Genomic DNA, 22,928 nt, shown 5'->3' on the forward strand with positions numbered 1-22,928 from the left:
TTCGACAATGTCAGGTGGCAGGATGGGCGGCAGCGCGATCATCAACACCCCGTCCCGACCGGCAACGCCCAGGTCCACTGTCAGTTGCACCATGCGATAGTTGCAATCTGGCAAGATTAACCCGGCGGCGCGCGCGTCTGCGATCCGTGCGCCCGTCTGACAACCGTCAATCCAGCCGTCAAACGCGGTGCCCGCCATGGCAGGCGGCAACGCCTGCATCAACGCATCAAGCAAAGGTTCGCACATTGTCTTGTCGGTGCCGGTCGCGCGCCGCGCCTCTGCCGGCATGCCAAGCAGGCTGCCCACGGTCTGCATTTCCAGAACTGCCGCGCGCAACTGCACATCCAGCGCAATGATACCGGCCAGGCTGCCATCCCGGTGCAACCCCACCAGCATGAAATCATCACCCGCAGCACCGAGCAATCCATCCAGCGGTTGCGTGTCGTCTGACATGCCCGTGACCGTCAGAATCAGACCAACGGTATCACTCGCCGCTTTGGTCAGCGCCAGCCGCACCGCACGCGAGGTTGCTTGCGGCTGGTCGGCCACATCCCGCCCAACCCGGCCCGCCATGCGCCCAAGGATATTGCTGTGCATCGTTTCTGCCATCGGCCCGCCACTGGTGATCTTCCAACACCTTAGGCGCAATTTCGTTACCGTTCGCCTAACGGCTTGCAATGATCATGATCGCGGGACGACAACGCGAAAGGCCGCACCGTATTGCCCCGGCAGATAGCTGATCTCGCCATCCAGCCTGTGCATGATTTCACGACAGATCGCCAGTCCCAGCCCGGCGCCACCTGCCTTGGATTGATCGGCGACGCGCGAAAATTTTTCAAAGATCAGCTGTTGGTTTTCATGTGCGATGCCACTGCCGTTATCGATGAAATCAATCTGGTAGGTCGCCCCCTTTTCGCGCACCTCGATCTTGAGGCGCGGGTGTTCGGCGTCGCAATATTTGCGGGCATTGGTAATCAGATTGATGAACACCTGCGCCAGCCGGTCCAGATCGGATGTGATCGCAACCGATTCATTGCTGGGATTGCGCACGATCCTGAGGTCGTCGCCGCGTTGGCTGGCCGCGCCGACGGCACGGTCCAGCAGATCCTTCAGCAGGCCGGTCTGGCGGTGCAACGTCACCTGACCATGTTCCAGAACCGCCAGGTCCAGCAGATCATCCAGCAGGCGGGTCAGACGCACTGCTTCGTCATGGATGATCCCGGCATAACGGGCCTGCACATCAGCCGGCACATCGGCGTCGCGCAAGATATCGGAAAACGACCGAATGGATGTCATCGGGGTACGCAATTCGTGGCTGATCTGGCTGAGAAATGCGTCTTTCTGGATCGACAGGGCTGTCAATTTTTCATTGGCGTCGCGCAGGGCGCGGGCGGTGCGTTCCTGTTCGGCCGACTTGGCTTCCAGGCGGTTGGAATACTCAAGGATCTGGGCAGCCTCATCTGCCACTGCGATCAGATCCTCGACCGACACGCCACTGCCTCCGGTCAACTGGCCGACCATCGCATGGGCAGTTGCGGCCCCCACCGACCCGGCCAGTTCGCGTTCCAGATGTTCGACAAAGTCAGGGGTCACATCGGGCAGATAGCCCGATTTGCCCTGCTGTGCCGCTGCGCGGTGGAAGATGGCCTGCGCCTCGGCGCTGCCAATGATCCGCTGCGCCATGATCAACAGATCCTCGGCGCCTGCTGCGGTCGTGGTCCATGCCCGGGCAGCGGTCGAATGTTCGAACACATTCACGAATTGCGCCCCCTGAAGCCGCTCGACCGGGGTCGGGAAACTCAACAGGGATCCCAGCACGAACATCCCCGTATTCAGCAACATCGACCACATGATCCCATGGACCAGCGGATCGATCCCCTCGATTCCGAACAGCGCCTGCGGCCGCAGCCATTCCATTCCAAACGGCCCCGCATCAATCACACTTTGGCTGATCACGGCATCCAGACCAAAGCTGGGCAGAAACAATGTCCAGATCCAGACACACAGGCCCGTCACAAGCCCCAGCGCCGCACCGATGCGGGTGGCGCCGCGCCAGAATATGCCGCCCATCATCGCGGGCAAGATCTGTACCGCCCCCGTAAATGACACCAGACCGATCGACGCCAGCGCGGTTCCGCCACCTGACAGCCGATAATAGACCAGCCCCAGCGCAAGCACCCCCGCGATCGACAAACGGCGGGCAAGGAGGATCATGTGGCGGACATCACCCGACATCACGGCGCCCTGCCCGGCCCGCAAACTCAGCCAGAGCGGGACGACAATGTGGTTCGAGACCATCGTGGCAAGCGCGATAGTTGCCACGATCACCATTGATGTGGCCGACGAAAAGCCACCCAGAAAGGAAAACATCGCCAATCCATCGCGCCCTTGGCTTAGCGGCACGGTCAGCACGAAAAGATCGGGGTTACTGCCGGCCGGCAGCACATCAAGACCCACCACCGCGATCGGCACGACAAAAAGGCTCATGAGGAACAGATAAAGCGGGAAGGCCCAGCTCGCAGTATTCAGATGCTGTTCATCCGCGTTTTCGACCACCAGCACCTGAAACATCCGCGGCAGGCACAAGAAGGCGGCACCGGACAAAAAGATCAAACTGATCCAGCGCCCACCGGGCTGGTCCCATAGCGGGATCGGCGAGGATTCGATTCGGGTCAGCATATCGGCGGGACCACCGGCAATTCCCCAGACCACGAAAATCCCCACAGCCAGCAGCGCGACCAGTTTGACCACGGCCTCGACAGCGATGGCCATGACGATGCCGTGGTGGCGTTCGTTGGCATCCAGATTGCGGGTGCCGAAAAGCACGGTAAACACCGTCAGCCCGATCGCAACCCAGACAGCGGTCGCGTTCAGGTCGGAGGCCTGCCAGCTTTGGCCGCCGGTTTCTGCGAATACGGCAAAGGAAAGCGTGACCGACTGCAATTGCAACGCGATATAAGGGGTCGCCGCGACGACCGCGATCAGGGTGACGACAACCCCCAGAAACGTGGATTTGCCAAAGCGCGACGAAATCAGATCGGCAATCGACGTAATCCGCTGGGACCGGCCGATGCGCACCAGCTTGCGCAGGACCCACCACCAGCCGATCATCACCAGGGTCGGGCCCAGATAGATCGTCACGAATTCCAGCCCTGAACGGGCGGCATAACCGACAGCGCCGTAAAACGTCCAGGCGGTGCAATAGATGCTGAGCGACAGCGTATAGATCAGCGGCGATTCCAGCCAACGGGTATGCCCCATGGTGGCGCGCCTTTCAGCGACAAAAGCCACCGCGAACAGCACAGCCACATAGCCCAACGCGACGCTGATCAGGAGATTGAAAGACAACATCAGTCCGGCGCGCCCTCGGGGGGGACCGGATCATCGGGGCGCAACCGCCGGGAAATAACGGCCGAGACAAGTATCAGAAACACCCAGACGCCAAAGGTATAAATAATCGCGTCCGCGCTACCTGACGACCGGGGGGCACGTGCCCACAAAAGCGGAATGACCCAAAGCACGGCACCCAGCAGCGGCAACAGCCGGGCGGCATCGCGCAGCCGGCGCTGCCGATAGCTTGCGCGCTCAAGGAAAACCGAGGTGTTCGGCGCAGGGCTCATGCCTCCATCAGGCTGCGCACATGGTCGCGCACCTCGGCGTTTGAAAACGGTTTGGTCATAAAGTGGTTGGCACCCAGACGCAGGGCCAGTTCCCTGTCTTTTTCCTGACCGCGCGCGGTCAGCATCATCACAGGAATGGCTGTGGTTGCCGGATCGGCGCGCACATCGCGCAGAATATCAAAGCCACTGCGCCCGGGCAGCATCACATCAAGAATAATCAGATCCGGTGGAAAAGCGATCACCTTGTTCATCGCGCTAAGCCCGTCTTCGTGAGTGTGCACTGTCCAACCATCACGTGACAGAATGAAACTGATCGCCTCGATAATATTCGGCTCATCCTCGATCAGAAGGACACGTTTGCCCATCTCATCGCCTCCCCTCTCATACTGCGGCCCCTGCCCCCGGGGCTGCCTCCCTTGTTGGGACTATCGGGCCAATCGTGGCCGGTGTCAAAGCGGCATCATCCTGCGTCGGTCGCGGCCAGGCCGGCAATCGCGGGTTCACGGCGCGCGCCGCAGTTCGCGCGTGGACAGATGCGGCAGGACATGCCGACCTGAACCGGCGGCACAGGTCCCTCGGCCGGGTCCGACAGCAGCAACATGGTGCTTTGCAAAAAGGGGGTCGTTTCGAAGTCGGGGGCTGTTCCGGGTTCTGCGATCGCGTAGCACAGAAACCGCGTCGCAGCCCGGCCCGGCATTGCGACCTCTGCACGGATCGGCTGCGACGGGCGACTGAAGGCGCTGAAAACCGGCCAAAGCGGACAGGCACCGGCCGCACGCGGCATCGTGAACCCCGGCACTGCCTTCATCAACCGCACGGCACCTGCGGCATCGCAAACCACCAACCCCATCGGCGGGTGCCCCTTATCGGGCGGCAGCTGCGACATGCGGCGCAGCACCGGCGCAAATGCTGAGCCAAAGCGCTTTGCGACGCGTGCGGGATCGTATTGTTCCGCCTTGCAGGCGATCACAAATTCGGACAGCGGCAGCGCCCGGGCATCCAGTGCATACCGCAGGCAAAATTCGTGCAGCAAATGCGAGGCAGACGCCGACAGCCCGGCCCCCCTGACGATCTCGTCGGCATCCCCGGCACCACCCTCCAGAGCAGCAATGTGAAATCCGGTCTTTGCCAACCATGCCTCGGTCTCCTCAACCGGGGTCGCTGCGCCGATATTGTCGTCGCCGGGGGTGTCAAGATAGCTGATCAGTGCCTCGCTGTTCTGGGCCAGGCGGAGGCTGTCGGCGTGTATGTTTTCATGAAACCGGCGTTGCCAGTCTGCATCCAGCTTTTCCTGTCCCACCAGAATAGACGCCGTCGACCGGATCGCGGTGACCGCTGAAATCACTTCGTGCAGCGACGCGGCAAGTTGCGGGTCATGCGTCATCCGATCACGCAACGATTGCACGCGGGTTTCAAGCGCCGTGATCCGGCGGGCCTGCGCGGCGATCAGTGCGCTCCAGCCAGGGAAGCGGGCGGCGAATTCTTCGGTGCGGGCGATTTCAGCGGTCTCGCCGGTCAATGCTGCCGCTGCCCGCATCTGGTCCAGAAGATCGCTGTCGGCCCCGTCGGTCAGCGCCGCAGCATCAACACCAAGCGCCCGGGCCAGATCACCCAGCAGTTTACCGCCGATTCTGCGCCGGTTATGTTCGATCAGGTTCAGATAGGACGGTGATATCCCCACCACCTCGGCAAGGGCGGCCTGACGCATCCCTTGATCCAGCCGCTTTTCACGGATCCGGGCCCCCGTCAGCCTGCGTGTCGGCACCGGCAATTCCCCCAAAGGTTTCAAATGCTTTCTGCAACTGCAAGAAAACGGATTTACACATTTTGACTGTTATCTGTATAGCAATTTACAAAGAAGTCCAGCACCCACAATGACTTGTTGCTGAATTTGCTGTCCTGCCCCGATTGTAGGGCAGTGCTGAAAAGTGCGTGCCGCCCGGTGAGGAGACATTGGTCGGCAGTAAACTCTAGGGAGGATAATAATGTCCAAATCCAACTTCTCGCGCCGTGGTGTGCTGAAGACCGGTGCCGTCGCAGGTGCCGGACTTGCCCTGCCGACATATCTGTCGGCGGCGGGTCATTCCGGCTTTACCAATGCGCCCACTGGCGACACTGTCACATTCGGCTTTAACGTGCCGCAAACCGGCCCTTATGCCGAAGAAGGCCTTGACGAACTGCGCGCGCAGGAACTTGCGGTCGAACACCTGAACGGTATGGGCGACGGCGGTATGCTGAACACCTTCTCGTCCAAAGTGCTGGATGGCACGGGTATTCTTGGCAAGAAAGTCAACTTTGTCACCGGCGACACACAGACCAAATCTGACGTGGCCCGTGCATCCGCACAGTCGATGATCCAGAAAGACGGCTGCATCATGATCAACGGCGGTTCGTCCTCGGGCGTGGCTGTTGCTGTGCAAGGTCTGTGCCAAGAGGCCGGCGTGATCTTCATGGCGGGTCTGACCCACTCCAACGACACGACCGGCAAGGACAAGAAGGCGAACGGTTTCCGTCACTTCTTTAACGCCTACATGTCCGGTGCGGCGCTCGCACCCGTGCTGGAAAAGGAATACGGCAACGATCGTCGTGCCTATCACCTGACCGCCGACTACACATGGGGCTGGACGCAGCAGGAATCGATTCAGGCATCGACCGAGGCACTTGGCTGGGAAACAGCCCAGAACGTGCTGACACCCGTTGGTGCCGGTGACTTCTCGTCGTACATCGCGCCTGTGCTGAACTCTGGTGCCGATACGCTGATCCTGAACCACTACGGTGGGGACATGGTCAACTCGCTGACCCAGGCGGTGCAGTTCGGCCTGAAGGACAAGCAAGTCAACGGCAAGGACTTCAAGATCATCGTTCCACTGTATTCGGAACTGATGGCCGCTGGTGCGGGTTCGAACATCGAAGGCGTGTTTGGTTCCATGAACTGGAACTGGCAGTTGCAGGATGCGGGCACAGCAGCCTTCACCCGTTCGTTCGGTGAAAAATACGGCTTCCCGCCATCCGGTGCGGCGCACACCTGCTACGTGCAGACGCTGCTTTATGCGGACGCCGTGACACGTGCAGGTTCGTTCAACCCATGTGCCGTTGTCGAAGCACTCGAAGACTTCGAATTCGACGGTATGGGCAACGGGCCGACTTACTATCGCGGCGCCGATCACCAGTGTTTCAAGGACGTGCTGGTCATGAAGGGCAAGGAAAACCCGACCAACCAGTACGACACGCTGGAAATCGTGGAAGTAACCCCACGTGCACAGGTCGAATATGAACCCGACCACCCCATGTTCGCCGGTGGCGATCTGGGAGAGTGCAACCCAGGCGCATAAGCGTTTGCCAAAATCGGGAACAGGCGACCATCGCCTGTTCCCATCTTGCGCAGATGCGCAACCGCCGACCTGACGGGTCGGGCCAGATTTCCTAAAAACACGCCACAGCGGCAGGCAGGAGCGGACAGATGGACGCATTTCTTCTTCAAATTCTGAATGGTCTGGACAAGGGGGCCGCATACGCGCTGATCGCCCTTGGTCTGACGCTGATTTTCGGCACCCTGGGCGTCGTGAACTTTGCCCATGGTGCGCTGTTCATGATCGGCGCCTTCTGTGCTGTGACCCTCCAGCGCCTTCTCAGCTTCAGCTTTGTGACGATCGATGAAAGTCAAAAGGACTTTCTGGGCAACCCACTCAAGGTCCAGACGCCATATGTAGAGGCGTGGTTCGGGCCGGATATAGGGGCAAGTATTCAGGATTGGTCGGTGCCGCTGGCGATTTTGCTGGTGATCCCCGTCATGTTCCTTGTCGGCTGGGCAATGGAACGCGGTCTGATCAAGCATTTCTACAAACGCCCGCACGCCGACCAGATCCTTGTGACGTTTGGCCTTGCCATTGTGATCGGCGAGTTGATCAAATCTTTCTTCGGGGCTAACCCGATTCAGACCCCCGCACCCGACATGTTCATTGGGACAATTGATTTCGGTGCCTGGCTTGGGTTCGATCCGGGTGCAGTGGCCTATCCGATGTGGCGACTGGTCTATTTCTTCTTCTCGCTCATTATTATCGCCGCTGTTTTTGCCTTCCTGCAATTCACGACCTTCGGCATGGTGGTGCGGGCCGGGATGGCCGACCGCGAAACCGTCGGGCTGCTGGGCATCGACATCGACAAACGCTTTACGCTGATGTTCGGCATGGCGGCGGCTGTCGCGGGGCTGGCGGGCGTGATGTACACGCCGATCCTGTCGCCCCACTATAACATCGGGATGGATTTTCTGGTGCTGAGCTTTGTCGTCGTCGTCGTCGGTGGCATGGGCTCGCTGCCCGGCGCTGTTCTGGCGGGTTTCATGCTGGGCATCCTGCAATCCTTTGCCTCGATGAACGAGATCAAGGCGCTGATCCCCGGAATTGACCAGATCATCATCTATCTGGTTGCCATTATCATTTTGCTGACTCGTCCGCGTGGCCTTATGGGCCGCAAGGGCGTGATGGAGGAATAAGCCATGCTTGGTCTCAACAAGAGCGATTTCAAACTCTTCCTGATCGTCTGCCTGCTGACGTTGGCCGCACCGATCCTTCTGAACCCGTTTCCTGTCGCGTCGGCAATGGGTGAAAGTTTCAACGCCGGATATCCCGCCCTGATGCAGCGGTTCGTGATTTTCGGGATCCTTGTGATCGGGTTCAATATCCTGTTTGGCCTGACCGGATACCTGTCCTTTGGCCACGCGGCCTTTCTGGGTGTGGGGTCCTACGCAGCGGTCTGGATGTTCAAGCTGCTCAGCTACAACGTCGTGCCCGCGATCCTGCTGTCTGTTATCGTTGCGGGTCTGTTCTCGGTCGTCATCGGCTACGTCTCGCTGCGGCGGTCGGGGATCTACTTCTCGATCCTGACACTGGCCTTCGCGCAGATGTCGTACCAGCTGGCCTATTCGGTGCTGACACCGATCACCAACGGGGAAACCGGCCTGCAAGTCTATAACGACGATCCGCAAATCCTGATGGGTGCGGGCGATCCGACCGTGCCGCATCTGTTCGGCTGGCGCATGAACGGCACAACCGAAATTTCCATGGGCGGCTGGAACTTTGTCTTTGAAAACGGTTATTATCTTTGCGCCATTTTCATGATCATCTCGTTCTATGTCGCGATCCGCATCTTCCGGTCACCGTTCGGGATGATGCTGCGGGCGATCAAATCAAACCAGACCCGGATGAGCTATACCGGCCTGAACACCAAGCCCTATATGCTGGCCGCTTTCGTGATCTCTGGCATGTATGCCGGTCTCGCCGGTGGTCTGCTGGCCGCGATGGACCCACTGACCGGAGCCGAGCGGATGTTCTGGACCGCATCGGGTGAAATCGTCGTCATGGCGATCCTCGGTGGTGTCGGCACACTGATCGGGCCGGTGCTGGGTGCGGGTCTGATCAAATACCTGGAGAACATCGTCTCAAAGATCAACGACGGTATCCTGCACAACTGGTTCGCCTTCATGCCGGATTGGATGGACAACCTGTTGGTCACGATTATCCATCCGTTCATCGGCAAAGGCTGGCACCTGACGCTGGGCCTGCTGTTCATGGCGGTCGTGATCTTCCTGCCCGGCGGTCTGGTGCAGGGCGGACAAAAGATTGGCGCACTGCTGCGCCGCAAGAAAACCCAAGAAAACGGCGAAACCGCCAAAAAGCCTGCGGAATAAGGAGACAGAACAATGGGTATCCTTGAAGTCAAAGGCGTGAACAAGCGGTTCGGCGGGTTGCAGGCGCTGGGTGATGTCAACCTCAGCGTGGCGGAAAACACCGTCCATGCCATCATCGGGCCGAATGGCGCGGGCAAATCGACCCTGTTGAACGTGCTGGTGGGCAAACTGATCCCCGATAGCGGATCGGTGATGTTCGATGGCCAGTCGGTGCTGGGGCGCAAACCGCACGAGATCAACCAGATGGGCATCAGCCGGGTGTTTCAGACGCCGGAAATTTTCAGCGACCTGACGGTGTTTGAAAACGTGATGATCCCGTGTTTCGCAAAACGCGACGGGGCCTTCCGGATGCACGCGCTCGAAAGCGTGTTCCATGAAAAGGACATCAAGGCCCAGGCCGAGGCAATGCTGGCCGATGTGAACATGCTGGAGAAAAGCCACATGATTGCATCCAGCCTGTCGCGCGGCGACAAGCGGCGGCTGGAAATGGCGATGTGTCTGGTGCAGGATCCGAAACTGCTGCTGCTGGATGAACCGACCGCCGGCATGGCACGGGCCGACACCGAAAACACCATTGCCCTGCTCAAGGAGATCCGCACCAAACGCGGAATCACCATGGCGATCATCGAACACGACATGAACGTGGTCTTTTCGCTGGCCGAACGAATCACCGTGCTGGCACAAGGCACACCCCTGGTCGAAGACACCCCTGAAAACATCAAAGGGCACCCCAAGGTCCGCGAAGCCTACCTTGGTGAAGCACAGGTCTGATCAGGCGAATTTTTCGGGAAAAATGAACCGCTTTGATCATTTCAGCAAAGAGTGATCGCCCCGGCAGGAGACAATAAGATGAACGCCCCATTCAACAAGCACGCCAATAACGCCGCCACCCATCCCGCCTTTCTGAGCGTCTGGGAGGTCGAGGCCTATTACGGCGAAAGCTATATCGTCCAGAACATCAGCTTTAATATACACGAGGGCGAAATTCTGGCCCTGTTGGGGCGCAACGGCGCTGGCAAGACATCGACACTGCGGACAATCGCCCGCATGGATGATCCGGCCCTGACCCACGGCGAAATCTGGCTGGACCACAAACCATTGCACCAGATGAAAAGCCATCAGGCTGCGGCAGAGGGAATCGCCCTGGTGCCAGAGGACCGGCGCATCATCCCCGGTCTGACGGTCGAGGAAAACCTGCAACTGGCCCAAATCGCCCCGCCGATTGGATGGTCGCTTGAACGGATTTATGAGTTGTTTCCCCGTTTGGGGGAACGCCGCAAACAAGAAGGCGTGACCTTGTCAGGGGGCGAACAACAGATGCTGGCCATCGCCCGTGCGCTGGCCCGTGACATCAAGGTGTTGTTGCTTGATGAACCTTACGAAGGCCTGGCGCCGGTCATCGTGCAGGAAATCGCAAAGACCCTGAACATCATCCGCGATCAGGGGATCACCACCGTGATCGTCGAACAAAATGCTGTCGCGGCCCTCAAACTCGCAGACCGCGCTGTCATCCTCGATACGGGCACCGTCGTCTTTGACGGTTCGGCCGCTGAAGTGTTGGAGGATGAAAATCTGCGGTCGCAGTATCTGGCGATCTGAGGGGCAGCACCCGCCATTTACCTTGAAATGGCGGGTTTTTACGCGCAGACCTTAATTATTTGGTAAGCTGGTGGGCCGACGCTGGACACCTCAATGTCCCGCTTTTCGGAGCATACCAATGGAAACCACGCTAAACATCGCCACCAAACCGGTCGCTGCCCATTCCCATGCGGCCCGGCAAATCCCGCAGATCGAAAAAGAGGTGACAACTGTCGATCCTGTCCCCGCAGTGGCGACCTTGCCCGCAGACAGGATTTTTGTCGCGCAGGTGGTCACGGCCCGGTTGTCAGGCGCGGCCTTTCCGGAAAACCCCGGTGAAATCGCACCACCCGAACGTAGACTGAAGCCATATGACGTGCCTATGCTGCCTTTTGACAAGGATACAGGTGACGCCGCCATCACAGACGAACAGGTGATTTGACCGCCCGTGAACGGGGCAGCCCCCCATGGCATGGTTGGCAAAGCGGCCATCAGCCCCCCGCCTGCCGGCATGACAGGCGCCTGCTGCGACCGCGCGGGGCAACCCTGCTGCGGTTTTTCGAACCTCTCCTGCTTTCCACCTTCGCAGGCTTGCCCTATAAGCAATGCGAAGCCGCGTGACGGAACGTCGTGCTGCCGCCAATAATACAGGCAATGGGCCGAGGAAAAGATGAGCAACAAAACCTCTCATGAAAGCGATGTCAGCTTTATTCAGGCGCTGGCAGAACTGCTGCGCGAAAACGATCTGACTGAATTGCAGGTGAAACGGGACTATGGCGAAAACGATAGCCTGAATGTGCGCGTCAGTCGTCAAACCCAGACGGTCATGCAACAAGCCGCCCCTCTGGCACCTTCCGCACCATCTGCACCGGCGCCGGCCCCGGCGGCCCAGGCCGCTGCCGATCCTGCCAGCCATCCGGGCGCGGTAACGTCACCAATGGTCGGCACCGTCTACATGGCCCCCGAACCCGGCGCTGCTGCTTTTGTCAGCACAGGGTCCACCGTCAAGGAAGGCGATACACTGCTGATCATCGAAGCGATGAAGACGATGAACCACATTCCCGCGCCCAAGGCCGGCACGATCAAGCGTATTCTGGTCGAAGACGGCGGGCCGGTCGAGTTCGGCGCGCCCCTTGTGATCATCGAATAAGGCGGACCCATGTTCGATAAAATCCTGATTGCGAACCGTGGCGAAATCGCCCTGCGTGTCGTCCGTGCCTGCCGCGAGATGGGCGTCAAATCCGTAGCGGTGCATTCCACCGCCGACAGCGACGCGATGCATGTGCGCATGGCAGACGAGGCGATCTGCATCGGCCCCCCATCATCTGCGCAAAGCTATCTGTCATTTCCGGCGATCATTTCGGCATGTGAAATCACCGGGGCACAAGCGATTCACCCGGGCTATGGTTTTCTGTCTGAGAACGCGGCCTTTGTTCAGGCGGTCGAGGACCATGACCTGACCTTTATCGGCCCCACGGCCGAACACATCCGCGTCATGGGTGACAAGATCACCGCCAAGGATACGATGAAGGCGCTTGGCGTGCCTTGTGTACCGGGATCGGATGGGGGTGTGCCGACACTGGCCGATGCCGAACGCATTGGCGCAGAAGTCGGTTATCCGGTCATCATCAAGGCCACTGCCGGTGGCGGCGGGCGCGGCATGAAAGTGGCGCAAACCGCCGCTGACATGGAAAGAGCGTTCCATTCCGCCCGCGCGGAAGGCAAGGCGGCCTTTGGCAATGACGAAGTGTACATTGAGAAATACCTGACCACGCCGCGACACATCGAAATTCAGGTATTCGGCGATGGTAAGGGAAACGCGGTGCATTTGGGCGAACGCGACTGTTCGCTGCAACGCCGCCACCAGAAAGTCTTCGAAGAGGCCCCCGGCCCCGTCATCACCCAGGAGCTGCGCGACCGAATCGGTAAGGTTTGCGCCGATGCCGTCGCCAAGATCAACTATATCGGCGCGGGGACGATCGAGTTTCTGTTCGAGAACGACGAATTCTACTTCATCGAGATGAACACGCGTTTGCAGGTGGAACACCCGGTAACCGAGGCGATCTTTGGCGTCGATCTGGTGCGCGAACAGCTGCGCGTGGCGTCCGGTCTGCCAATGTCGTTCACGCAGGACGATCTGAAAATCAACGGTCACGCCATTGAGGTGCGGATCAACGCCGAAAAACTGCCCAATTTTTCCCCCTGCCCCGGCACGATCACCCAGTATCACGCCCCCGGCGGATTGGGTGTGCGCATGGACAGCGCGCTGTATGACGGCTATCGGATTCCGCCTTACTACGACAGTCTGATCGGCAAGTTGATCGTCCACGGACGTGACCGGCCAGAGGCGCTGGCGCGGCTGGCCCGCGCATTGGGCGAGCTGATCGACGATGGTGTGGATACCACGATTCCACTGTTCCACGCGCTGCTGGCGGAACCTGCCGTGCAAACGGGCGACTACAACATCCACTGGCTGGAACACTGGCTGGAACAGAACCTCGGCTAGGGGCGATGCGGGATGAGGAACTGATCCTGACACCGGACCTGCTGTTGCAGGCGTATAGGGTCGGCGTGTTCCCCATGTCAGAAGGGCGCGACGATCCAGAGGTGTTCTGGGTCGATCCGCGGATGCGCGGCGTGATCCCGCTTGAGGGGTTTCGCATCTCGCGCAGTCTGGCCCGAACCATGCGGCGGGGGCATTACAGTGTCACGCTCGACTCTGCCTTCGAAGAGGTGGTCCGCGGATGCGCCGACCGTGACGAAACCTGGATCAACACCACAATCTTTGATCTTTACCGCGCGCTGTTCAGCAGCGGTGACGCCCATTCGATCGAGGTCTGGCAGAATGGCACATTGGTTGGCGGGGTTTACGGCGTCGCAATCGGGGCCGCGTTCTTTGGGGAAAGCATGTTCAGCCGCGCCACGGATGCGTCAAAGCTGGCGCTCGCCTATCTGGTGGATATCTTGCGCCGGGGTGGGTTTCAGCTCTTTGATACGCAGTTCATGACCCCACATCTTGCCAGCCTCGGCGCAGTGGAAATCCCCCGCGACGCCTATCGCAAACAACTGGCGCGGGCTGTTGCGGCACCTGCGGTTTTCAGCGGGCCGGTGCCGACTGCTCAGGACGTCATACAGCGCAGCGCCCAGACGTCATAGCGCGGGTGATCCATCGCGTTCAACGCAGGTGATGACGCCAACATCCATCCCGCAAAGACAGGGTCAGCCGCGTCCCGGTAACGCACCACGACCTCGGCATAGGCATCGCCGGCGGGGTTCGACACGGGAAACCGGCACTGGTTCAACGTGACCTGCAAGTAACCAAGCGTACTGCTTTCACCGACTTGCAGCGACATATCTGTCAGCTCGCCGGTCAATTTATCCAATACCCGAAGCGTCCCACCAGCGGCGGTCTGCACCTCTTGGGCTGTGGCCGTCGCGGCGAACAGCACGGTGCAAACGGCGATCATCGTCTTGATCCGCATATTACGACCCTTATTCAGGTGTCCACGCCTCATAGTCAGTCCGCTCTGCCGGGGTAGCCTTGCGAATTGAACCGGCGGGTGCATATGCCGCCGCTGTGCCTGTCAGGTTCACCTGATGCGGCTTTTCCCAGGGCTTGTGCGGCAGGTTCGCCTCGGACGGGGGATCATCCCAGGTGCGGTGCAACCAGCCATGCCAATCGGGGCTGACGCGCGATGCTTCGTTTTCACCGTTGTAGATCACCCAGCGGCGGCTATCGTCAGCGTTGCGGTAATAGATATTACCCTGCGCATCCTCGCCCACCTTGGTGCCATTGCGGCTGGTCCAGAGTTGTGTGCCAAAGGACTGACCGTCCCACCAGGTAAAGATGCGTTTGATATTGTGACCAAGGCCCATTGCGCGTCTCCGATTGTCTGTGTCTGTCTTGCACCAAAGGGGCGCAAAGGTCCAGTGGTGTCAGGTGGGAACCCGCGCTGTGACCTCGATCTCGATCTTCATTTCGGGGTGCTGCAAGCCCGCGCTGATCATCGTGGCCGCGGGTCGGGCCGTGGCAAAGGCCGCAGACACGACCGGCCAGCATGCGGGCCACGCGGCAGCGTCCGGCACGATATAATTCACACGCACCACATGATCCAATCCACTGCCAGCGTCGTGCAACGCCTTGTCGATGGTGGCCAGCGCATTGCGGCACTGGTCGGCGATGCTGTCGGGCATGGTCATCGTCGCATAATCATACCCTGTGGTGCCCGCGACAAATACCCAGCCATCAGACACTACAGCCCGACTATAGCCGATCTGCACCTCGAATGGTGAACCTGTGGTGATATGACGAACCACCACGGCGTCAGCTCGCCGTGGCAGATTCTTTTTTCTTGGGCTCGTTGTGGATCATCAGCGGCGCCACGTCAGAGGTCACAGCCTCTTCGTTCACGACCACCTCTGTTACGGTGTCCATGCCGGGCAGGTCGAACATCGTGTCCAGCAGGATATCTTCCATGATGGACCGCAGACCACGTGCGCCTGTCTTGCGTTCGATCGCCCGCTTGGCGATCGCCGCCAGTGCATCCTCTGTAAAGGTCAGCTTGGTGTCTTCCAGTTCGAACAGGCGTTGGTATTGCTTGACCAGGGCGTTCTTGGGTTGGGTCAGGATCGTGATCAACGCGTCTTCGTCCAGATCGGTCAGCGTTGCGATCACAGGCAAGCGGCCGACAAATTCCGGGATCAGGCCGAATTTCAACAGATCCTCTGGCTCCAGATCCTGGAACACCTCACCGATACCACGTTCGTCCACATCTTTGACATCCGCGCCAAAGCCCATGCCAGAGCCTTTGCTGCGCTGCGCGATGATCTTGTCCAGACCGGCAAAAGCACCGCCACAGATAAACAGAATGTTGGTCGTGTCCACCTGCAGGAATTCCTGCTGCGGATGCTTGCGCCCGCCCTGCGGCGGAACGGATGCCACCGTGCCTTCCATGATCTTCAACAGCGCCTGCTGCACACCCTCGCCCGAGACATCGCGGGTGATGCTGGGGTTGTCGGACTTGCGCGTGATCTTGTCGACCTCATCGATATAGACGATGCCGCGCTGTGCGCGTTCGACATTGTATTCCGAAGACTGCAGCAACTTGAGGATGATGTTTTCCACGTCTTCACCCACATACCCGGCCTCTGTCAGGGTGGTGGCGTCGGCCATGGTAAATGGCACATCCAGAATCCGCGCCAGCGTCTGCGCCAGCAACGTCTTGCCGCAACCGGTCGGGCCGATCAGCATGATGTTGGATTTCGCCAGCTCGATGTCGGATTTATCGGCATGATTCAGGCGTTTGTAATGGTTATGCACCGCAACAGAAAGCACCCGCTTTGCGTGCATCTGGCCGATCACATAGTCGTCCAGAACCTTGCAAATCTCGGATGGTGTGGGGACACCGTCCCCCGATTTCAGACTGGACGATTTCGTCTCTTCGCGGATGATATCCATACAAAGTTCGACACATTCATCACAGATGAAAACGGTTGGCCCGGCGATCAGCTTGCGCACCTCGTGCTGGCTTTTGCCACAAAAGCTGCAGTAAAGTGTGTTCTTGCTGTCGTTTCCGGATGTCGTTGCCATCTCAATCCTCTTGGCCATCGGCCGTTCGCGTCTGTTTCGGGCTTTTCTTGCGTCCAACACTAGGACAGCCCGCCCCGGTCCACAATGTCAAAATGACCTGCGGGCCGGGGCGTTCATAATGTGGTTACTCGTCCGATTTCTCGCGATTTTCGACGATTTCGTCGATCAAACCCCAGTCTTTGGCTTCCTGCGGGGACATGAAATTGTCGCGCTCCAGCGCCGCTTCGACTTTTTTCAGGGTCTGGCCTGTGTGCTTGACGTAAATCTCGTTCAGCCGATCCTTGAGCTTTTGCGTTTCCTGCGCATGGATCATGATATCGGTGGCCTGGCCCTGATAGCCGCCGGACGGCTGATGCACCATGATCCGGCTGTTGGGCAGCGAAAAGCGCATTTCGGGGTGGCCCGCAGTGAGCAGAAGCGACCCCATGGATGCAGCCTGCCCGATAACCAGCGTGCTGACCTTGGGCTTGATGTATTGCATCGTGTCATAGATCGACAGACCAGAGGTAACGACACCCCCGGGGCTGTTGATATACATGCTGATCTCTTTCTTGGGGTTTTCCGCCTCAAGATGCAGAAGCTGTGCCACCACAAGCTGGCTCATCCCGTCGTGCACCGGGCCGTTCAGGAAAATGATCCGTTCTTTCAGCAGGCGCGAAAAGATATCATAGGCGCGTTCACCCCGTGCGGTCTGTTCGACCACCATTGGGACAAGGTTCATATAGGTCTCGACGGGGTCTTGCATATTTATTGCCTCTTTGCTGGACAGCTTTGTCCTACTGCGAATTTCCTCACAGAGTCTTAGTGGTGGGCGCCAAGGGCTTCAAGGGCTGGTGAACCCTTTCACTGCCGCGTATCCTTCAAAGGCAAACCTGGGGCGGTCCGACCCAAGGCCTACCCGACGTGAAATAGTGATGCAAAAAGCCGCGGATCAAGGCTTTCTGCCGCGAACGTGACCCCTTCGGTCATCACCGACACCGCATCATGGCTGTGCAGGCTTTCCTGATGGCTGGCGATCACCCGGAAATCCGAAATCCGCGCATCCAACTGCAACTGCTCTGCAAACAGCCGCGCCGCGTCCTCCACGAAAATCGGGTTCGCAGCGTTCAACTCTGCAAAGGCCTGTTCATCCTCGCGCTTGACCATGACCTGCGTTTCGGTCGGCACGGCAGCGCGGGCACGGTCGATCAGGTCTTCAAACCACAGGCAAGGGCCGTCTTCGACCAGCACCGAAATCCGCGCGACCGACCGCTGCGAATGCGGCGTGGCCAATTGCCCGCGGAACTGGCGGGCATGTTCGGACAATTCCAGCGAACAGGGGCAGGTTGACGAATAGACATAATCCAGATGCACGATCTTCTTGCGCACGCCCGCAGTTTCGACCAGTTCCAGCGCGATATCGTAATACTGATAGCCAGACAGTCCCGACCGCAGGCTTGCCACCTTCATGGGAAAGCTGAACCGCATCTGGATGCGGGCATCGAAACTTTCCAGATCGGATTTATAGGCGTCCAGCGCACGTTCGATCACTTCAAAGCTGAATGTCTCCTCGGCGTGTTTATAGAACGTCCGCATGATCCGGGACATGTTGATGCCCTTTTTTTCCGCCTCAAGCGACACGGTGCCGGTGACGGATGTTTCCAACGTCAGATCGCCGTTATCACGGGTATGAAACCGGATCGGCAGACGGAAATTGGAAATACCAACATGCTGGATCTGCTGCTTTGCCCCACGGATCAGGCTGGAAGGGCCGTTTTGCAGGTCGGGCATGGACGCCTTGTAGGCCTCATCGGCCTGAAACGCATCCGGATAGGCGCGCGCACGTGCAGGATAATTGGAAACCTCTTGCCCCGGGATCAAACGCGACACCAGCGGATCAAGCGTCGCGACTTCCTCAGCGGTGACATCAACGGCCCACCGGCGCAGCAGGGCAAGCGCCGCTTCGGCCTCGGCGCGGGTAGGTTCACGTTCCATATCGGCGGAATGGATGTTCATGTCTTGGCCCCTTTTCGGTGCATCAGAACCCCCTAAATGGGGCGCTTGGTCTGTCTGTCCAATGATATCATCATAGATACGTAACAAATCTGCGCGCGGATCAGCCATGTCAGCCACCTTTCGGCCTATCGTGAGTGCTCAGAATAGACGTCTTGTCAGAAAACACCAATCGTTCGCACCACCTGCGCTTCTTCAGAGAATAAATATCCCCGCCGGAGGCTCCATGATCGCAACCCGCCCGAACGCCCGACCGGTTATCCGATGGCCTGCCGCAGGTCCATCAACAGATCGACCGCATCTTCCAGGCCGACACTCAACCGGATCAATCCCGGCGTAATGCCCAAAGCGGCCTTTACGTCATCGGCCAGCCGCTGATGGGTCGTGGTGGCCGGGTGGGTGGCAATGGATTTTGCATCGCCAAGGTTGTTCGAGATCGTGACGATCTCCAGCGCATTCAGCAGCTTGAACGCCGCATCTTTCGAACCTGCATCAATCGCCAGAACCGTGCCACCAGCCCCCATCTGCGCCATTGCCAGCGCGTGCTGCGGATGATTTTCCAACCCCGGATAAATCACCTGTCGCAAGGTCCCGTCAGCCTGCAACGCCGCGGCCAGATACTGCGCTGTTGCGGTCTGTGCCCGCACGCGCAAATCAATCGTTTCCAACCCCTTCAGCATCAGCCAGGCGGAAAACGGCGACATCGATCCGCCGGTGTGTTTCATATACGGCTCGACCGTGCCCCGGATAAAATCGCGGGTTCCCAGGATCACCCCGCCCAGCGCCCGCCCCTGCCCATCGATATGTTTGGTCGCAGAGTAGATGACCACGTCGGCCCCCTGCGCCAGCGCGTCTGAATACACCGGGGTGGCAAAGACGTTATCTACGATCACCGTCGCACCCACCGCATGTGCCATCCGCGATACTGCCGCGATGTCGATCACCTCCAGCGTCGGGTTGGACACGCTTTCAAAGAACACCGCCTTGGTCTCGGGCCGGATTGCGGCCTGCCATGCAGGCAGATCGGTGCCGTCCACGAATGTCACCTCGACCCCGAAACGCGTCAGAATTTCTTCGAGGATATACAGACACGACCCGAACAGCGCACGCGCCGAGACAACGTGATCGCCCGCCCGCAACATCGACATCAGCGCACCGTTGACCGCCGCCATCCCCGATGCGGTGGCAAAGCCATCCTCGGCCCCTTCAATGGCGGCAATGCGGTCTTCGAACATGGCGTTGGTGGGATTGCCATAGCGGGCATAGATGAATTCATCGTCACCCGACTGGATGAACCGGGCCTCGGCGGCCTCGGCGGTGTCATAGACGAACCCCTGCGTCAGGAAAATCGCCTCGCTGACCTCGCCGTATTGGCTGCGCCGGGTGCCGGCATGCACCGCGCGGGTGCGTTTGTTCCAATTGTCCATCTGTCATCCCTCGCGCGTTTTGCGCATAAAAAAACCCGACACCGGGAAAAGGCATCGGGGCTTGAAAACCCGCAACCCTCTTTAGCGGCATATTTAACGTGGCCCGCAATCCGGTAACAAATCGCCACGATGCATGCGCATAAAGCGCGCCCGACCCCGCGTCAAGAACACCCTGCGGTCATGACAGTCACATCACCCTGTGACGCGTAAAACCGGGCACCGACGCCTGCGCCTTGCGCTGGCTGGGTATGCGATGTCCGAAGCGCGACGCGGGTCTGTGGCCATACTGCGACGATATCAGCGGTTTTTTGCGGCGTGGCGCGGCATCCGGCACAAATGCAGGTCAGATCAGGGGCTTGTCCTTTTGGCCAAGGCTGCCATTCTGGCAGGGGACACAGCCAAAGGACAAGCCATGACCAGACCTATCGATCTTTATTTCTGGCCAACGCCAAATGGTTGGAAAGTCTCGATCGCGCTGGCGGAAATGGCGCTGCCATATCGGCTGCATCTGGTGGATATCGGTGCAGGGGACCAGTTCAAGCCGGATTTCCTGAAGATTTCACCCAACAACCGGATGCCCGCAATTGTCGACCACGACGGACCAGACAACGCGCCTGTATCAATTTTTGAATCGGGCGCGATCCTGCAATATCTGGCGCGCAAGACCGGGCAATTCTATGGCCGGACCGAGCGTGACCGCATCGCCGTAGATCAATGGCTGATGTGGCAGATGGGCGGCTTGGGCCCTATGGCCGGCCAGGCACATCATTTCCTGAAATACGCCCCCGCGATGAACCCACCCAATGATCTGCCATATGCCAAGGACCGGTATCGTAATGAAACCGCACGTCTTTATGGCGTGCTTGACCGACAACTGGCCGAGCACGCCTATGTCGCCGGTGATTTCTATTCCATTGCCGATATGGCGATCTGGGGGTGGGCCTCGCTTTGGGAAGGCCAGCAACAAACGCTGGATGACAAACCCCATATGGCGCGCTGGCTCGATATGATGGCCGCCCGTCCCGGCGTGCAGCAGGGCCGCGCGCTGGCTGCGGAAAAACGCGGTGATATCGCCAAGGACAAAACCGCGCAAAGCGTGCTTTTTCGCAAAGGGTCATAACGAATCATTAGTCTTACACTGCTAATCTGGCTTCGCTTTTCGTGAACAGGTTCAGATCATGCAGTATCGTGCACACCGCTATAACACCAACTATCCCGTCACCTTTGCCACACCGGCAGGCCTGCAACGTGGCACGATCATTGATGTCAACACCGCCGGCGCCCGCCTGGAAGGACTGAAAAACCTGTCCTGCGGTCAAAAGGTCACATTCCTTGTTCTTAGCCAGCAGGTGAATGCTATTGTTCAATGGGTCGTCAACGGGCGTGTCGGGATCATCTTTATGCCGCGCATATCCAGCCATCAGGTCGATATCTTGCGCTATCGAAGGGATGGACGGTCTTCCGCCGGCCACAGCACCGTCGGATTCCAGTTTCGTGAAATGCATTAGTCTTCGTCGGATTGGTCGATCAGGTATCGTTGCAGCCCGGCGATCTGAACCCACAAAAACACGAACAACACAGCAGGAAAGGCAAATGTTTCCAGTTTGACCCATGTTTCCGTCGATTGCGTGCGCCAGATCAGTTCATTTGCCACGGCAAGGGCCACAAACATCACGGTCAAACGACGGGTGAAAATCATCCAGCCTTCGGGGCGCATAGGCAGAAATTCTTCCATGACGTATTGCAAATAACTCCGGCCGCGCAGCAGCCCGATTCCCAAAAGCCCCCCCAAGACGCCATAGACGATTGTCGTCTTCATCTTGAAAAACCGTTCGTCATTGAAATAGGCGGTCAGACCACCAAAGAAGATCACCATGAACGCCGTGAACACCTGCATCCGGCTAAGTGAGCCCGTCAGTGCCCAAAGGATCCCCATCGCGACCAGCAGGATCGGCACAAAGACGAGCGCGGCGATGATGAAGCCGGAATATTCAGTTCCCGCCACGGTGAACATGTCGTCCTTGATCCGCAGGTAGATCAGGAAGAAAACCAGTGTCGGCCCAAGTTCCAGCACCTGTTTCAGGATCGGGTTGATCTGCTTCTTGGTCATCGATGTCTCCCTCAGCCTCCCATTTCCACGATCACGGCGCCCAGCGCAACCAGTGTCATCAGAAACAAGCGGCGCGGACCTACTTTTTCACCCAGAATGAACCAGCCGATCAGAGCGGCAAATACGGTCGAGGTTTCGCGCAAGACCGCAGCCTCACCCACCTTGCCCAGCAAGGTGGCCAGCATCACGCCGCCGAAACTGACCCAGGCGATCAATGCCCCGGCCATCCCCCGCCACATCAGCGGGCCAAGGACCGGCTGATTGGCCATGCGGCGATACCGCAACATCGCAAGGACCGGAAAATCAAGCGCGGTGACAAAGAAGAACCACGCCAGAAAGGTGAAAGGGTTAGGCGACTGCCGGATACCAAAGGCATCATAGGTCGTGTAGATGGCGACCAGAACGCCCCCCGCCAGCGCCCAAAGCAGGCCCATTTTCAGCGCGGGCAGATCAATCACCTCTTCCGACAGGTTCCGCAGCGCCAGCAACAGGATACCCCCCGAAAGACAGGCAACCCCCAACCATTGCAGCGCGGTATAATGTTCACTGAAAAACAGCGATGCGGCGATCACGGTGACCAGCGGGCCAGTGCCGCGCACGACCGGGTAAACCACTGTATAAGCCGCCTTTTCATAGGCCAGCGCCATCGTCAGCTTGTAGGCGAAATGCACCACGATCGCGCCTGCAAGGATCAGGGCCGTGGCGGCATCCGGCCAGGGCACCATGAACAGCGCAACAGGTGCCGAAAAGACCACCAGCCAGCCGTCAATCGCCCCGCGCGTCAGCCACGGGTCATAGCGCCCCTTTTGCAGTGCGCCGAACACCGCATGGGCCAGCGCCGACATCAACGCGAATATCGTGGCCAGCCGCGCGCCTTCGGGCGTGCCCGCCAGCGATACGATCCAATCGCCCATCAGATCAGGAC

Annotated in this window: 24 protein-coding genes, 1 pseudogene and 1 riboswitch; of the genes and pseudogenes, 11 read left to right on the forward strand and 14 right to left on the reverse strand. The window is 59.1% G+C overall.

From position 1 onward, the window contains the following. From ACTG4B_RS09200 to ACTG4B_RS09220, 5 genes and pseudogenes are all read right to left on the reverse strand, one after another. Positions 1-609: pseudogene (locus ACTG4B_RS09200) on the reverse strand (FliM/FliN family flagellar motor switch protein); the annotation flags it as partial. 72 nt (positions 610-681) lie between these two features. After that, complete coding sequence (locus ACTG4B_RS09205) at positions 682-3,351, reverse strand: ATP-binding protein (RefSeq protein WP_439155403.1); 2,670 nt, start codon at positions 3,349-3,351, stop codon at positions 682-684. Next, positions 3,351-3,620, reverse strand: a complete 270-nt coding sequence (locus tag ACTG4B_RS09210) for a hypothetical protein (protein WP_439155404.1) — start codon at positions 3,618-3,620, stop codon at positions 3,351-3,353. The genes ACTG4B_RS09205 and ACTG4B_RS09210 overlap by 1 nt, the downstream gene beginning before the upstream one ends. Further along, positions 3,617-3,985 (reverse strand): response regulator transcription factor, encoded by a 369-nt coding sequence (locus ACTG4B_RS09215; protein ID WP_439155405.1) that lies wholly within the window; start codon positions 3,983-3,985, stop codon positions 3,617-3,619. Before ACTG4B_RS09215 ends, ACTG4B_RS09210 begins: the two co-directional genes overlap by 4 nt. Positions 3,986-4,080: 95 nt before the next feature. After that, complete coding sequence (locus tag ACTG4B_RS09220; RefSeq protein WP_439155406.1) at positions 4,081-5,385, reverse strand: short-chain fatty acyl-CoA regulator family protein; 1,305 nt, start codon at positions 5,383-5,385, stop codon at positions 4,081-4,083. A 220-nt stretch (positions 5,386-5,605) separates the two neighbouring features. Between ACTG4B_RS09220 and ACTG4B_RS09225 the strand changes: the two genes are divergently transcribed. The 9 genes from ACTG4B_RS09225 (at position 5,606) to aat (ending at position 14,040) form a co-directional block, all read left to right on the forward strand. After that, positions 5,606-6,952 (forward strand): ABC transporter substrate-binding protein, encoded by a 1,347-nt coding sequence (locus ACTG4B_RS09225; RefSeq protein ID WP_439155407.1) that lies wholly within the window; start codon positions 5,606-5,608, stop codon positions 6,950-6,952. Between the two features lie 128 nt (positions 6,953-7,080). Further along, positions 7,081-8,112 carry a branched-chain amino acid ABC transporter permease gene (locus ACTG4B_RS09230; protein WP_439155408.1) on the forward strand — a complete coding sequence of 344 codons (1,032 nt, stop codon included), beginning with the start codon at positions 7,081-7,083 and terminating at the stop codon, positions 8,110-8,112. Between the two features lie 3 nt (positions 8,113-8,115). Next, positions 8,116-9,306: a branched-chain amino acid ABC transporter permease gene (locus tag ACTG4B_RS09235; RefSeq protein ID WP_439155409.1), complete on the forward strand. Its 1,191-nt coding sequence runs from the start codon at positions 8,116-8,118 to the stop codon at positions 9,304-9,306. 12 nt (positions 9,307-9,318) lie between these two features. After that, entirely contained in the window at positions 9,319-10,077 is a 759-nt protein-coding gene (locus tag ACTG4B_RS09240; RefSeq protein ID WP_439155410.1) for an ABC transporter ATP-binding protein, read from the forward strand. A 78-nt stretch (positions 10,078-10,155) separates the two neighbouring features. Then, positions 10,156-10,905, forward strand: a complete 750-nt coding sequence (locus ACTG4B_RS09245; RefSeq protein ID WP_439155411.1) for an ABC transporter ATP-binding protein — start codon at positions 10,156-10,158, stop codon at positions 10,903-10,905. Between the two features lie 118 nt (positions 10,906-11,023). Next, positions 11,024-11,326 carry a hypothetical protein gene (locus ACTG4B_RS09250; protein ID WP_439155412.1) on the forward strand — a complete coding sequence of 101 codons (303 nt, stop codon included), beginning with the start codon at positions 11,024-11,026 and terminating at the stop codon, positions 11,324-11,326. A gap of 228 nt (positions 11,327-11,554) precedes the next feature. Continuing rightward, positions 11,555-12,034 carry an acetyl-CoA carboxylase biotin carboxyl carrier protein gene (gene accB, locus ACTG4B_RS09255; protein WP_439155413.1) on the forward strand — a complete coding sequence of 160 codons (480 nt, stop codon included), beginning with the start codon at positions 11,555-11,557 and terminating at the stop codon, positions 12,032-12,034. Between the two features lie 9 nt (positions 12,035-12,043). After that, positions 12,044-13,390 (forward strand): acetyl-CoA carboxylase biotin carboxylase subunit, encoded by a 1,347-nt coding sequence (gene accC / locus ACTG4B_RS09260; RefSeq protein WP_439155414.1) that lies wholly within the window; start codon positions 12,044-12,046, stop codon positions 13,388-13,390. 5 nt (positions 13,391-13,395) lie between these two features. After that, positions 13,396-14,040, forward strand: a complete 645-nt coding sequence (gene aat / locus ACTG4B_RS09265) for a leucyl/phenylalanyl-tRNA--protein transferase (protein ID WP_439155415.1) — start codon at positions 13,396-13,398, stop codon at positions 14,038-14,040. Here aat and ACTG4B_RS09270 read toward each other — a convergent pair. The 7 genes from ACTG4B_RS09270 to metZ all read right to left on the reverse strand — a co-directional run bounded on the left by ACTG4B_RS09270 (position 14,004) and on the right by metZ (position 19,893). Beyond that, positions 14,004-14,366 carry a DUF2155 domain-containing protein gene (locus ACTG4B_RS09270; protein ID WP_439155416.1) on the reverse strand — a complete coding sequence of 121 codons (363 nt, stop codon included), beginning with the start codon at positions 14,364-14,366 and terminating at the stop codon, positions 14,004-14,006. The genes aat and ACTG4B_RS09270 overlap by 37 nt on opposite strands. A gap of 10 nt (positions 14,367-14,376) precedes the next feature. After that, the gene (locus tag ACTG4B_RS09275) at positions 14,377-14,760 is read right to left on the reverse strand and encodes an NADH:ubiquinone oxidoreductase subunit NDUFA12 (protein WP_439155417.1); all 384 of its coding nucleotides are present in this window, start codon (positions 14,758-14,760) and stop codon (positions 14,377-14,379) included. Positions 14,761-14,820: 60 nt separating this feature from the next. Then, on the reverse strand, positions 14,821-15,204 hold the full coding sequence (locus ACTG4B_RS09280) for a RidA family protein (protein WP_439155418.1): 384 nt from the start codon (positions 15,202-15,204) through the stop codon (positions 14,821-14,823). 4 nt (positions 15,205-15,208) lie between these two features. Continuing rightward, positions 15,209-16,474, reverse strand: a complete 1,266-nt coding sequence (clpX, locus tag ACTG4B_RS09285; RefSeq protein WP_439155419.1) for an ATP-dependent Clp protease ATP-binding subunit ClpX — start codon at positions 16,472-16,474, stop codon at positions 15,209-15,211. Positions 16,475-16,598: 124 nt separating this feature from the next. Then, positions 16,599-17,219 (reverse strand): ATP-dependent Clp protease proteolytic subunit, encoded by a 621-nt coding sequence (locus ACTG4B_RS09290; RefSeq protein ID WP_439155420.1) that lies wholly within the window; start codon positions 17,217-17,219, stop codon positions 16,599-16,601. A gap of 149 nt (positions 17,220-17,368) precedes the next feature. Next, complete coding sequence (gene folE2, locus ACTG4B_RS09295; protein ID WP_439155421.1) at positions 17,369-18,469, reverse strand: GTP cyclohydrolase FolE2; 1,101 nt, start codon at positions 18,467-18,469, stop codon at positions 17,369-17,371. Between the two features lie 254 nt (positions 18,470-18,723). After that, positions 18,724-19,893 (reverse strand): O-succinylhomoserine sulfhydrylase, encoded by a 1,170-nt coding sequence (gene metZ / locus ACTG4B_RS09300; protein WP_439155422.1) that lies wholly within the window; start codon positions 19,891-19,893, stop codon positions 18,724-18,726. 60 nt (positions 19,894-19,953) lie between these two features. Continuing rightward, positions 19,954-20,031: riboswitch (SAM riboswitch) on the reverse strand. Between the two features lie 274 nt (positions 20,032-20,305). Here metZ and ACTG4B_RS09305 point away from each other — a divergent pair. Continuing rightward, positions 20,306-21,013 carry a glutathione S-transferase N-terminal domain-containing protein gene (locus ACTG4B_RS09305; RefSeq protein WP_439155423.1) on the forward strand — a complete coding sequence of 236 codons (708 nt, stop codon included), beginning with the start codon at positions 20,306-20,308 and terminating at the stop codon, positions 21,011-21,013. Positions 21,014-21,071: 58 nt separating this feature from the next. Next, positions 21,072-21,401, forward strand: coding sequence for a PilZ domain-containing protein (locus tag ACTG4B_RS09310; RefSeq protein ID WP_439155424.1), 330 nt, complete (start codon positions 21,072-21,074; stop codon positions 21,399-21,401). Here ACTG4B_RS09310 and ACTG4B_RS09315 read toward each other — a convergent pair. Further along, positions 21,398-22,003, reverse strand: coding sequence for an inner membrane-spanning protein YciB (locus tag ACTG4B_RS09315; RefSeq protein ID WP_439155425.1), 606 nt, complete (start codon positions 22,001-22,003; stop codon positions 21,398-21,400). The two genes, ACTG4B_RS09310 and ACTG4B_RS09315, sit on opposite strands and share 4 nt — an antisense overlap. An 11-nt stretch (positions 22,004-22,014) precedes the next feature. Then, positions 22,015-22,917, reverse strand: a complete 903-nt coding sequence (locus ACTG4B_RS09320) for an EamA family transporter (RefSeq protein WP_439155426.1) — start codon at positions 22,915-22,917, stop codon at positions 22,015-22,017. Positions 22,918-22,928 lie beyond the last annotated feature (11 nt).

The sequence above is a fragment of the Yoonia sp. genome, assembly GCF_965660735.1.
Taxonomy (GTDB): domain Bacteria; phylum Pseudomonadota; class Alphaproteobacteria; order Rhodobacterales; family Rhodobacteraceae; genus Yoonia.